Source organism: Klebsiella sp. Lac1, assembly GCF_009825425.1.
In the GTDB taxonomy this organism is placed as follows: domain Bacteria; phylum Pseudomonadota; class Gammaproteobacteria; order Enterobacterales; family Enterobacteriaceae; genus Klebsiella; species Klebsiella electrica.
The window spans coordinates 1,907,362-1,920,258 of sequence record NZ_VJZJ01000001.1 but is presented as its reverse complement, the minus strand read 5'-3'; the positions used below and the strand labels follow the sequence as shown (position 1 = coordinate 1,920,258).

Sequence of the window (12,897 nt, the reverse complement as noted above, 5' to 3'; positions counted from 1 at the left end):
GGCTCTGAAAAATAGCGAAAGATGACTTTATTCGGGTCAGAACAGTATGCAATAAAATCCTGAGGGATATATGAGTCAAGATGTCACAGGAAAGATGTTAAAGCCCGATTTTGATATGGAAGTCTCCGGGTTGGTGTACGGTTTTATTTTTCGGGAAGGGCATCAGCCGCTGCAAATCACCTCTCAGCAAGTGTGTTCCCGCTTTCACGAGCTGGACGGCGAAAATGATTTCGTCTGGCTGCATCTCAATCTCAACCACGCAACCGCCGAGAAGTGGCTGCTGACTCATTTCCCGGTTGCCGATTTTTTCTTTGAAGAGATCCGCGACGGCTCTCATACCACCCGCATTGAGCGGCAGGGCGACAATTTGTTTGCCGTGCTGAACGACGTCATTTTTCATCCCAAAGAGACCACCGCAGAAACCTCGACGCTGTGGCTGTACTGCAGTCAGAAGCTGGTGGTGACCGCGCGCTATAAACCGCTGCGCTTTATTGAATGGATGCTGCCGCGGCTGGCGACATTAAACGTGACCTCTTCCACCGCGCTGCTGGCCTTTCTGCTTGAAGAGCAGGAGGAAGTGCTGGAACAGGTGGTGCGCCAGGCAAGTCGCCACGTCGATGACATCGAAGAGCGGCTGCTCACCAACCATGTCCAGCGCAACCGTGCCGACCTGGCGCGCCTGCGGAGGATGCTCCTGCGCTTTCAGCGGCTGTTGGCCCCGGAACCGGCGGCGATGTTTCGACTCCTCAACCGTCCGCCGGCGTGGATCGACCGCTCCGTGGTTCAGGAGTTTCGCCAGTTCACCGAGGAGTTTACCGTAGTGCTCAACGATCTCTCCGGGCTGACCGAGCGTATCAGCCTGCTGCAGGAAGAGATCAGCGCCCGGCAAATGGAAAAAAGCAACCGCACGCTATATACCTTGACGGTCATTACCGTGCTGGCGCTACCTATCAATATTGTGGCGGGGTTCTTCGGCATGAACGTCGGGGGGATCCCGCTCTCGACCAACCATCACGGGTTTATCCTGCTGGTGCTGCTGGTCGGCGGATTTACCCTTGGGGCCGGGTATCTGGCCTTTCGGCGACGGGACGATTTGTGAGTCGGGGGCCCCGTTCGGGCTGTGCCCGCGGCGTTTAACACCGCCGGGGCTGTGCGGAACGCCGCGGCGCAGCTACGTTAAATCGCGCAGTGCGGCAAGCAATCCGTTGACGCCTCTTTCCAGCTTCTCCCGGGGGCAGCCGGCATTGAGGCGCACAAAACCGACGCCGGCTTCGCCGTAGGTATACCCGGGCATTATGGCGACCTTCTGCACCTCGATGAGCGCTTTTTGCAGCGCGCGGTCGTCCACGCCGAGCGGGCGCAGATCGATCCAGGCGAGATAGGTGGCCTGCGGCGGTTGCCAGTTCAGCTGCGGGAAGGCCTGATTGAGCGCCTGAGCAAGATAGCGCATGTTGTCCTGCAAATAGGCCCGAAGCGCGTCGAGCCACGGGGCGCCTTCACGGTAGGCGGCAATATGGGCGACCAGCGCCGGTACCGAGGGCGATGAGAGTCCATCGCGCCCCTTCAGCGCCGTCAGATAAGCTTCGCGGGATGCGACATCATCAATCAGGCCGTAAGCGCCGGTAAACGCGGGAATATTGAAGCTTTTTGAGCCGGAAGTGAACAACGCCCACGGCCCGCGAGCGACATCGCACCACGGCGTATGACGATGTGCGCCCCAGACCATATCCATATGAATCTCATCGCTGATGACCTTCACGCCGTGCTTTTCGCACAGCATCGCCATGGTCTCCAGCTCCTCACGGCGCCACACTTTTCCGGTCGGGTTATGCGGGCTGCACAGCAGCAGCAGCGTGTTGCGCGGCTCCGCCAGCGTGCGTTCAAGCTGCGCCATATCGCAATGCCACTGGTTATCCCGATAGCTCAGCGGGACCGGCGCAACGCGACGCCGGTTTCCTGCGATGGTGTTATAAAAAGCATCGTAGGCCGGCGTATGGACAACCACGCCGTCGCCTTCGTCAGACCACTGGCGAATCATCTCTGCCACCATGTAAATGACCGACGGGCCATAGACGATCGCATCGCGACTCACGGGGGAGTGAAAACGGCTGGCGTACCAGTGGGCGACCGCGCCAAGAAACTCATCGTTTTTCCAGCGGCTGTAGCCGAATACGCCGTGCGCCAGGCGCTTGCTGACGGCATCGAGAATGCAGGGGGCGGTGGCGAAATCCATATCGGAGATAGTAAAGGGGAGCAGGTCGGCGGCGCCGAAGCGATCGGCTACATAGTCCCATTGCGTACACCAGGTGCCGTGGCGATCGACAGGCGTTGCAAAATCAAACATTGACACTTCCTTCATCAAAGCCCCCTCCGGGTCAGGAGGGGGTGGACGTTTATGCCTGGACGGTATTCATCAGGACGGCCATTTCATCTTTCACCGACTGAACCTGAGGGCCGATAACGACCTGCAGGTTATGCTGATTCAACTGCACCACGCCGATGGCGCGGTTGGCTTTCAGCGCGGCGCTATCCACTTTGCTCATGTCGTGTACCGACAGACGCAGGCGGGTAATACAGTTATCGAGGGAGACGATATTATCGGCCCCGCCGAGCGCGGCCAGAATTGCCGGTACGTTGTAACCGGATTTCCCGCTGACGCCGGCCACGGCTTTGTCAAAGGCGGTCTGGGTGTCGATATCGCGGCCCGGAGTTTTCAGGTTGAAGCGGGTGATAGCGAAACGGAAGATGCCGTAATACACCGCAAACCAGATAGCGGCAACCACTGGCACCAGATACCATTTGGTTGACAGACCGTGCAGGATGCCAAAGACCACGAAGTCAATGATGTTCCCGTCGGTGTTGCCGATAGTGACGCCCAGCACCGCCATAATGGTGAAGCCGAGGCCGGTCAGCAGAGCGTGAATAACATACAGGACCGGGGCGACGAACAGGAACAGGAACTCCAGCGGTTCAGTGGTGCCGCCGACAACGCAGGCGATCACGCCGGAGATCAGCAGGCCTTTAATTTTATGACGGTTTTCCGGACGCGCGCAGTGATACATTGCCAGCGCCGCACCCGGCAGGCCGCCGAGGAATGCCGGCATTTTACCCTGCGACAGAAAGCGGGTGGCGCTTTCTGAGAAGCCGTGGGTTTCCGGGCAGCTCAGCTGCGCCTGGAAGATAGTCAGCGCACCGCTGACGGTATGACCGCACACATCCATGGTCCCGCCCGCTTCGGTAAAGCGAATCAGCGCCACCAGAATATGGTGCAGGCCGAACGGCAGCAGTAAACGTTCGCCGGTACCGAAGATCATCGGTCCAAAGTCGCCGGCGCTGTTAATCACGTGGCCGAGCGCGTTGATCCCCATGGCAAAGACCGGCCAGACGAGGGGGATAACCAGGCCGACCAGCCCGAGCACCACGGTGGTGATAATCGGCACAAAACGCGTACCGCCAAAGAAGGCCAATGCGTCGGGCAGGCGGATATTATGAAAACGCTCGTGCAGCATCCAGACAATGATCCCGGCGATCACCGCCCCAAGGATCCCGGTATCGATCGACTGGATACCGATGATGTTCTGGATATTGTTGGCTTTCAGCACCGCGGCATCGGTCGTGGGCAGGATCCCTTTCGCGGTGAGCCAGAAGTTCACCGCCAGGTTCATGACCGCATAGCCGACGAAGCCGGCGAAGGCCGCCACGCCTTTATTTTCGCGCGCCAGCCCCAGCGGAATCGCAATACAGAACATCACCGGCAGGAAGCTAAAGGCGAAGGAGCCGACTTTGCTCATCCAGACAAACACGGCCTGCAGCAGCGGAATATCGAGCCATGGCAGCAGGGTGAGTACATCGTGGCTGCTTAAAGAGCTGCCGATCCCCAGCATGATCCCGCAAAAAGAAAGCAATGCCACGGGCAACATAAACGTCTTTCCTAACTGCTGGAAAAACTCCCACAAGGTAATTTTTGGTGTCGTTTTTGCCGTCATTAACACGAATCCTGATTTTTCAGTGGTGGGTAGGGTATAACGCTACGGCAAGATAAAACGTTTTATCACTTTTTAGTGCGATAAAAATCACATAATCAGGCGATAATAACGTTTATAAAGGTAACTCATTGATAAAACGTTTTATCGACCGCCACAGGGAGACGGTTGCAGTTATGGCTATCGCAAAAAAGATCACCATTAACGACGTTGCGCAGGTGGCCGGAGTCTCGGTGAGTACGGTGTCACTGGTGCTGAGCGGCAAAGGCCGGATATCGTCGGCCACCGGCGATCGCGTCAATCAGGCGATTGAGCAACTGGGTTTTGTGCGTAACCGCCAGGCGGCTTCGCTGCGCGGCGGGCAGAGCGGCGTGATTGGTCTTATCGTCAGCGACCTCTCCAAACCGTTTTATGCCGAGCTCACCGCCGGGCTGACCGATGCGCTTGAGTCCGAGGGCAAAATGGTCTTTCTCACCCAGGGCGGCTATGGCGGGGAAAAAATGCGTCAGCGCTTTGAAACCCTGATTTCACAGGGCGTAGACGGGGTGATTATTGCCGGTGCTATCGACAAAGGCAGCGAACTGCGCGATCGCGCCGCGGAGGTCGGCATGCCGCTGGTGTTTGCCTCCCGCGCCAGCTATCTCGATGATATCGACCTTATCCGCCCGGATAATATGCAGGCCGCGCAGATAGTCACCGAGCACCTGATCCGCCGCGGGCACCAGCGTATTGCCTGGCTTGGAGGACAAAGCGCTTCGTTGACGCGTGCGGAGCGGGTGGGCGGATACTGCGCGACGCTGCTCAAATACGGTCTGCCGTTTCACAGTGAATGGGTCGTGGAGTGCGAATCCAGCCAAAAGCTGGCGGCCGAAGCGATGGCCTCGCTGCTGCGCCAGAACCCGACCATTACCGCCGTGCTGTGCTACAACAACGTGATTGCCACCGGCGCGTGGTTTGGCCTGATGCGAGCGGGACGCCAGAGCGGTGAAGACAGCGTGGAGAGCTATTTTGAACAGCGCGTGGCGCTGGCGGCCTTTGCCGAAGTCCCGGAAAGCGCGCTGGACGATGTGCCGTTGACCTGGGTCACCACGCCTGCGCGCGAGATGGGTCAAAGCCTGGCAGAATGTATTCTACGCCGTCTGGAAAAGGGGCCGATGAGCGCGAGAAATCAAATTATGCCCCCGCGGCTGGTGACCCGAAAATAGCCCCTCGAAAGGGGCTTGGATGTTAACTATGGTTGCCGCATGCTTGCCCGGTGGCGGCTGCGCCTTACCGGGCCTGTGTGATGTTAGCGGTTGCCGCGTTGCCGTAGGCCCGCGCAAGCGAAGCGCCGCCGGGCGCTGGCAGGCAAACTGAGCCCCTCGAAAGGGGCTCGAATGTTAACTATGGTTGCCGCATGCTTGCCCGGCGGCGGCTGTACCTGACCGGGCCTGTGTGATGTTAGCGGTTGCCGCGTTGCCGTAGGCCCGCGCAAGCGAAGCGCCGCCGGGCGTTAGCAGGCAAACGGAGCCCCTCGAAAAGGGCTCAGATGTTAACTATGGTTCCCGCATGCTTGCCCGGTGACGGCTGTCTTACCAGGCCTGTGTGATTTGAGCGGTTGCCACGTTGCCGTAGGCCCGCGCAAGCGAAGCGCCGCCGGGCGTTAGCAGGCAAACGGAGCCCCTCGAAAAGGGCTCAGATGTTAACTATGGTTCCCGCATGCTTGCCCGGTGGCGGCTGTACCTGACCGGGCCTGTGTGATGTTACGGCTGCGGCGCAACCGGTGGCGCCACTTCTTCAGGCAGGGTTTCCTGCGGCTCGCCGCCAGGGGCTGCCGGCAGAGTGAAGCCAAACATTCCCGCGAACTCGTCCAGCGGCATTTTCTGCCCGTTCAGGGTGACCTGACCCTCGGCATATTGCAGACTGGAGGTAATCGCGTTGTCGTCCATCGTGGTAATGCGGAACATCTGTCCCATGGCGGCCAGACCTTTCACCTGCTGGTCTGCCAGTTTCGCCGCATCTTCTGGCTGGTAGCCTTCGAGGCCGGCAATCTGAGTCATAAAGGCGGTGGCCATATCGACCGGAATGACCAGCTTGCTGTCGAGCGACTTGATGCTGCGATCCACTTCATCCGCCAGCGTTTGCGGCTCAGCGGTGGTCTGCGCAGGATCTTTTAGCAGAACGGACATATTAAAGGTGCTTTCCCCTTTGGCATTACGCCAGCTCAGCGGAGCGATAGTCAGTGACGGATTGCCCTTCAGCAGAATCGGCAGCGCTTTAAAGAAGGTTTCCGTCAGCGCCTGCTGATACAGCTCAGGATTTTGCGTCAGCTGCGGATTCGCCATCAGCGCCTGGGCTTCGGCATTGTACTGCTGGCTGAACTGATGCCAGGCCTGACCATCCAGATTCGCCAGCTTGACGGTCAGCTTACCGCTGCCGATATCCTGGTTTTGCAGCTTCAGGCTGTTGACGGTGTAATCCAACTGGCTGTTAATCCCTTTACCGTCTGCGGTCAGCGAAGACTGACCATCGATGTTCATGCCTTCCAGCAGAGCCAGCTCTTTCCCTTCAACGCCAATCGACAGTTTATCCAGAGAGATTTTTTGCTTACCGATACGCTCATTGAAGTCGGTCATCTCGGTGGCGCCGTCGGTTTTCAGGTTATTGAAGTTCAGCTGGACTTTCTGGTTGTATTCATTGCGCGCGTTGATCTGGCCGCTGCTCGCTTCGCCGCTCAGACTCACGGCTTTGCCTTGCGCATCCGCATCGAGCTGGAACTGACCGCCGCTGAAGGCAACTTTCTCATCGCCTTTCGCGTAGTCCAGCGGTTTCAGAACGATAGCCGACCGGCTGTCGCCGCTGTAGGCAATGCGGGTATTGATGGTAAATGGTGATTCGCCTTTGGCGATATCAAACAGCCCTTTGCTGGCATCGTTATTGACCAGCGTGGTTTTGATGGACGCTAACGCCGGGGCAAGCTGGCCGGATTTCAGCGCGGCTAGCGGGAAGGGGCCGTGATCGACCCCTTCATCAAACACCAGTGACTGCCCGTCCGCCAGCCAACTGTTCTCTTTACCGGCAACCGGCTTCACTACCAGCTGCAGGTGGCTACTGAATACGCCACGCTGATAGTTTTGCCATGACAGCTCGACGCCCGCTTCCGGCGCGCTACTCTGTAGCTGCGCATTAGCCTGTTGCACCACTTCGGCGAGGCGGTTTTCCAGCTGTTTCCCTGTATACCAGGCGCCACCTGTCCAGATGACGCCCAGCGCCACGATAATTCCTGCTGCGACCAGCGATTTCTTCATAGCATTTGTCCATAAATAAAACCAGGCGGATCGGGCCGCCTGGTGATGTTGTCATGATGAGGGAAAGTCTAGCAAGCGCGGCTAAAAAGTTCAGTAACTTACTTGAGCTTATTAAAGACGCGCGCCAGACGACCACTGCCGCTGACCTGTACCGGCGACTCGTTACAGCCAATAAAGGCCGATTCACCGGCTTTCAGGGTCAGACGCTGTTCACCTTTACGTAGAACCGCTTCGCCTTCTACGCAGAAGATGATAGCCGCGCTCTGCTGGTCGAGGGTGGATTCCTGTGCCGAGAGATCGTGCAGGGAGAAGGCGAAATCATCGACCGGAATCGGGAAATCCAGCTCCGCCTGGTGTTGCACCGGCTGAGTCAGCAGTTCGCCTGCCGGCTTGGCGACAAACTTGACGTTGGCAACCAGCTCAGGAATATCAATGTACTTCGGCGTCAGGCCGGCACGCAGCACGTTATCCGAGTTGGCCATCACCTCCAGCGCCACGCCCTGCAGGTAGGCGTGCGGCGTTTCCGCGAACAGGAACATCGCCTCGCCGGGATTCAGCTTCACCACGTTAAGCAGCAGCGGAGAGAACAGGCCGCTGTCGTCGGGATAGAATTCGGCGATCAGGCGGATGGTCTGCCACGGTTCGCCTTGTTCGCTATCCAGCGCTGCCCGCAGTACGTTCAGCGCGTGGGTTTTTTCCTCGCCCTGCATATTCAGCAGTCCGGCAAACAGCTGGCTTAAGTGTTCCGCGTCCGGCTGGCGAAGGAACTCGCCTATCGTGGGATTCGCGCTGGCGACGGGTTGCAGCAGGGCAACGATAGCGGAAAACTCGCGGAACGCGTTCATCGCCAGGAATGGCGTCAGCGCAAAGACCAGCTCCGGCTTGTGGTTCGGGTCTTTATAGTTACGCTCGGCGGCGTCCAGCGGAATACCGGCAGCATTCTCTTTGGCGAAACCAATTTCCGAGGCCTGCTTGTTCGGGTGCACCTGAATAGAGAGCGGCTGGGCGGCGCAGAGCACTTTAAACAGGAACGGCAGTTCGCCGAAACGCTGCGCAACCTTGTCGCCGAGCAGCGCGGACTTGTCGCCTTCAATGATCTGGCGCAGCGCGTGCGGGCGACCGTCAGCGTCGAGAATTTGCGAGCTGCTCTTCGGGTGCGCGCCCATCCACAGCTCCGCCATTGGCAGGTTGTCCGGGTTAGCGATACCATAAAGTTCGGTTAATGCGGTGTGGCTTCCCCAGGCATAGTTCTGTACTGAGTTAATGAGCTTTTGCATTCTCAATCCCTGTTGCTACATGATAATTATCGCTCTATTAAACCAGCAAACCGCCAGGAAGCAACTGCTGAAAGAAAAAGTCGTCCCTGTCTCAGTTTTTGTTAAAATTTTGTGTAAAATTGATCGACTCGCTTTTCTACAGGCAAATGGAGTGTCTGCCTGAAATATAATCAGCCCAGCAGTAAGTGAGAGCACAATGTCGAATAAACCGTTTGTTTATCAGGATCCTTTTCCCCTTAAAAAGGATGACACCGAGTATTATCTCCTCAGTCGTGACTACGTCTCCGTCGCCGAATTTGCCGGCCAGGAAGTCCTGAAGGTTGAACCTCAGGCGCTGACCCTTCTGGCGCAACACGCTTTCCACGATGCTTCCTTCATGTTGCGCCCGGCGCACCAGCAGCAGGTCGCCGATATCCTTAACGACCCGCAAGCTAGCGAAAACGACAAATACGTCGCCCTGCAGTTCCTGCGCAACTCCGATATCGCGGCCAAAGGCATTTTGCCGACCTGCCAGGATACCGGTACCGCAATCATCACCGGTAAAAAGGGCCAGCGCGTGTGGACCGGCGGCGGCGATGAAGCGGCGCTGGCGCAAGGGGTGTATAACACCTATATCCAGGACAACCTGCGCTACTCGCAAAACGCGGCCCTGGATATGTATAAAGAGGTCAACACCGGGACCAACCTGCCGGCGCAGATCGATCTTTATGCCACCGACGGCGACGAATACAAATTCCTCTGTATCGCCAAGGGCGGCGGTTCGGCCAACAAGACCTATCTGTATCAGGAAACCAAAGCGCTGATTACCCCGGCGAAGCTGAAAAGCTACCTGGTTGAGAAGATGCGCACTCTCGGCACCGCGGCCTGCCCGCCGTACCATATCGCCTTCGTGATTGGCGGCACCTCGGCGGAATCAACGCTGAAAACCGTCAAGCTGGCTTCGACCAAATATTATGACGGCCTGCCGACCGAAGGTAATGAACATGGTCAGGCGTTCCGCGATATTCAGCTGGAGCAGGAACTGCTGCTGGAAGCGCAGAATCTTGGCCTCGGCGCCCAGTTCGGCGGCAAATACTTTGCCCACGATATCCGCGTAGTGCGTCTGCCGCGCCACGGGGCCTCCTGCCCGGTGGGGATGGGCGTCTCCTGTTCCGCTGATCGCAATATCAAGGCCAAAATCAACCGGGAAGGGATCTGGCTGGAGAAACTGGAAAGCAATCCGGGCAAATACATTCCGGAGTCGCTGCGTCAGGCCGGTGAGGGTGAGGCGGTGAAGGTGAATCTCAATCAGCCGATGAGCGAGATTCTGGCCCTGCTGTCGCAGTACCCGGTATCGACCCGGCTGTCGCTCAGTGGCACCATCATCGTAGCGCGCGATATCGCCCACGCGAAGCTGAAAGAGCTGCTGGATAACGGCGAAACGCTGCCGCAGTACGTGAAAGATCACCCGATCTACTACGCTGGCCCGGCGAAAACGCCCGATGGCTATGCCTCCGGTTCGCTCGGCCCGACCACCGCCGGACGTATGGACTCCTATGTCGATCTGCTGCAGTCCCACGGCGCGAGTATGGTGATGCTGGCGAAAGGCAACCGCAGCCAGCAGGTGACCGACGCCTGCCATAAACACGGCGGATTCTATCTCGGCAGCATCGGCGGCCCGGCGGCGGTGCTGGCGCAGCAGAGTATCCGCAGCCTGGAGTGCGTGGCGTATCCGGAACTGGGGATGGAGGCTATCTGGAAAATCGAAGTGGAAGATTTCCCGGCATTCATTCTGGTGGATGACAAAGGTAACGACTTCTTCCAGCAGATTCAGTCCTCGCAGTGCACGCGCTGTGTGAAATAATCGAAGCCGCCCTCCGGGGCGGTTTTTTTATGTCGTTTAGCGGCACGAACGAACAATATAACCTTAAAAATTTGACCAATACTTAACCCTTTATAGCAGGTGAGCTTTGTCGTAATTACGTACTTTGTATTCAAGGAGAAAGTAATGACAACGCATCGCAATGAAAAAGACTCTATGGGCGCTATCGAGGTGCCCGCCGATAAGCTATGGGGCGCGCAGACCCAGCGTTCGCTGGAACATTTCCGCATCTCGACGGAAAAAATGCCGGGCGAACTGATTTATGCGCTGGCGCTGACCAAACGGGCGGCGGCGAAGGTTAACCAGGATCTGGGATTACTGGCGGCAGAGAAGGCCGGGGCAATTATTCAGGCTGCCGATGAAGTGCTGGCTGGCAACCATCCCGATGAATTTCCGCTGGCTATCTGGCAGACCGGCTCCGGCACGCAAAGCAACATGAACATGAACGAGGTGTTGGCCAACCGCGCCAGTGAACTGCTGGGCGGCGTGCGCGGCATGGAGCGCAAAGTTCATCCTAATGATGACGTGAATAAGAGCCAGAGTTCTAACGACGTCTTTCCGACCGCGATGCATGTGGCGGCGATTATCGCGCTGCGCGAAGCGCTCATCCCCCGGCTCACGGTGCTGAAACAGACGTTGAGCGACAAAGCGGCTGCCTTCAACGACATCGTTAAAATTGGCCGTACGCATCTGCAGGATGCGACGCCGTTAACGCTGGGGCAGGAGTTCTCCGGCTGGGTGGCGATGCTGGAACACAATCTGCGCCACCTTGAACTGAGCCTGCCGCACCTGAGCGAGCTGGCGTTGGGCGGTACCGCCGTTGGCACCGGTCTGAACACCCATCCTGAATATGCCGTGCGGGTGGCGGCGGAACTGGCGACCCTCAGCGGTCAGCCGTTCGTCACTGCGCCGAATAAATTTGAGGCCCTGGCGACCTGCGATGCGCTGGTCCACGCCCACGGAGCGCTGAAGGGGCTGGCGGCCTCGTTGATGAAGATTGCCAACGATGTGCGCTGGCTGGCTTCCGGCCCGCGTTGCGGGATTGGTGAAATCGCCATTCCGGAAAATGAACCCGGCTCGTCAATTATGCCTGGCAAGGTTAACCCCACGCAGTGCGAAGCGCTGACGATGCTGTGCTGCCAGGTCATGGGCAATGATGTAGCGGTCAATATCGGCGGGGCATCCGGCAACTTCGAACTCAACGTCTATCGTCCAATGGTGATTCATAATTTCCTGCAATCGGTGCGCCTGCTGGCGGACGGGATGGAGAGTTTTAATGAGCACTGCGCGACCGGTATTGAACCGAACCGCGAGCGCATCGCCCAGTTGCTCAATGAGTCTCTGATGCTGGTCACGGCGCTGAATACCCATATTGGCTATGACAAAGCGGCGGAAATTGCCAAAAAGGCGCATAAGGAGGGGCTGACCCTGAAAGCCTCCGCGTTAGCGCTGGGCTATCTGACGGAGGCCGAATTTGACAGCTGGGTGTGTCCGCAAGAGATGGTGGGCAGTATGACTACTCGTTAGCCAGCCACAGATGCAGGCGCGGGATCAGCAGCCTGAGCGATTGCGCCTGCGGCTTATAGCGATACTGCACATTATCCGCATCGTAGTTCAGCAACTCGCCGATATCCGGCACGCTCCCCCCCTGCGTGCCGGATATCAGCGTGATAAGCGGGCCAGGGCAGGCGTACTGCACCTGTTTCTGCTCACCGGCGTACCAGACGCGGGCAATAGGCTGGACCTTCACCGGCCGCTTGATCTTAAGCTTTGCCCGCTGCGGCAGAGCGGCGATATCCTGATACTCTCGCTCCAGTTTGCTTTGCCACTGCTCGCGCGTCCACGGCGGTACCGCGCGCGGCGATTGCAGGCTTTTTTCCAGCTGCAGCAGCACCTCATCACGAGTGAGATTTTTAATCACATGCTTATTAGCCCAGCCGAAGCGAATAGTGCTCGGGTCGCATAGCACCGTCAAGGTGCGATAGGCGCTGAGGGTGATAAGCCCCGGCAGATGACGGTGGACCCATTCAAAACGCGCCGCGGTGGGCAGGCCGGAATCGACGGTGACAATTTTTTCGAAAGCGGCTTTCAGCGCGTTAATGTGGGAAATGTTCTGCAGTAACGCTGACTGCTCCTCGCCAGCGGTTTGCAGACAGATAGCGCCGGGGAGGCGGACCGCCGCCTTGCTGCTGCGGCTTTCCGATTGTTGCTGAATGAACAGATGGCTGTAGTGCCTGAGCGCCATCTCCAGCGCCGGTTGCCCGATGTGCTGGACCACCTCAATGGTCTCCAGCGGGTCGTGTTCCGCCTCTTTACTGACCGCCGGCAGTTCAAACACCCGGGCGGCCAGCAATCGGCAGGCGCGCAGGCGCTGCTGGAGCAGCTGGAGCTCGCGTTCCAGCTGGCGAAAGGTATCATTCAGACGTTCAACGAGGTCATAGCTGGCCATAGTGCCCACCTTAGTTACAACATACTGTTTGATTTTAACT

At 58.0% G+C, this 12,897-nt stretch carries 9 protein-coding genes; 4 read left to right on the top strand and 5 right to left on the bottom strand.

Going from position 1 to position 12,897, the window contains the following annotated elements:
* The first annotated feature begins 70 nt into the window (after nucleotides 1–70).
* The gene (locus FNY10_RS09190) at nucleotides 71–1,099 is read left to right on the top strand and encodes a CorA family divalent cation transporter (protein WP_141964499.1); all 1,029 of its coding nucleotides are present in this window, start codon (nucleotides 71–73) and stop codon (nucleotides 1,097–1,099) included.
* A 72-nt stretch (nucleotides 1,100–1,171) separates the two neighbouring features.
* Here FNY10_RS09190 and FNY10_RS09185 read toward each other — a convergent pair whose 3' ends face one another.
* Nucleotides 1,172–2,344 carry a MalY/PatB family protein gene (locus FNY10_RS09185; protein WP_160704788.1) on the bottom strand — a complete coding sequence of 391 codons (1,173 nt, stop codon included), beginning with the start codon at nucleotides 2,342–2,344 and terminating at the stop codon, nucleotides 1,172–1,174.
* Between the two features lie 49 nt (nucleotides 2,345–2,393).
* The gene (malX, locus tag FNY10_RS09180; protein WP_141964501.1) at nucleotides 2,394–3,986 is read right to left on the bottom strand and encodes a maltose/glucose-specific PTS transporter subunit IIBC; all 1,593 of its coding nucleotides are present in this window, start codon (nucleotides 3,984–3,986) and stop codon (nucleotides 2,394–2,396) included.
* Nucleotides 3,987–4,159: 173 nt separating this feature from the next.
* Between malX and FNY10_RS09175 the strand changes: the two genes are divergently transcribed.
* Nucleotides 4,160–5,188, top strand: coding sequence for a Mal regulon transcriptional regulator MalI (locus FNY10_RS09175; RefSeq protein ID WP_100685089.1), 1,029 nt, complete (start codon nucleotides 4,160–4,162; stop codon nucleotides 5,186–5,188).
* 537 nt (nucleotides 5,189–5,725) lie between these two features.
* Here FNY10_RS09175 and FNY10_RS09170 read toward each other — a convergent pair.
* Together FNY10_RS09170 and manA are read right to left on the bottom strand one after the other, a co-directional pair.
* A complete protein-coding gene (locus tag FNY10_RS09170; protein WP_141964502.1) occupies nucleotides 5,726–7,270 on the bottom strand; it encodes a YdgA family protein in 1,545 nt (514 codons plus the stop codon).
* Between the two features lie 98 nt (nucleotides 7,271–7,368).
* The gene (gene manA, locus FNY10_RS09165; RefSeq protein WP_141964503.1) at nucleotides 7,369–8,547 is read right to left on the bottom strand and encodes a mannose-6-phosphate isomerase; all 1,179 of its coding nucleotides are present in this window, start codon (nucleotides 8,545–8,547) and stop codon (nucleotides 7,369–7,371) included.
* A gap of 196 nt (nucleotides 8,548–8,743) precedes the next feature.
* Here manA and fumA point away from each other — a divergent pair, with 196 nt between their 5' ends.
* Nucleotides 8,744–10,390 (top strand): class I fumarate hydratase FumA, encoded by a 1,647-nt coding sequence (gene fumA, locus FNY10_RS09160; RefSeq protein WP_141964504.1) that lies wholly within the window; start codon nucleotides 8,744–8,746, stop codon nucleotides 10,388–10,390.
* A 144-nt stretch (nucleotides 10,391–10,534) separates the two neighbouring features.
* Complete coding sequence (gene fumC / locus FNY10_RS09155; protein ID WP_160704790.1) at nucleotides 10,535–11,935, top strand: class II fumarate hydratase; 1,401 nt, start codon at nucleotides 10,535–10,537, stop codon at nucleotides 11,933–11,935.
* Here the strand turns inward: fumC and tus are convergent.
* Entirely contained in the window at nucleotides 11,925–12,857 is a 933-nt protein-coding gene (gene tus, locus FNY10_RS09150; RefSeq protein WP_141964506.1) for a DNA replication terminus site-binding protein, read from the bottom strand. The two genes, fumC and tus, sit on opposite strands and share 11 nt — an antisense overlap.
* Nucleotides 12,858–12,897: the final 40 nt, after the last annotated feature.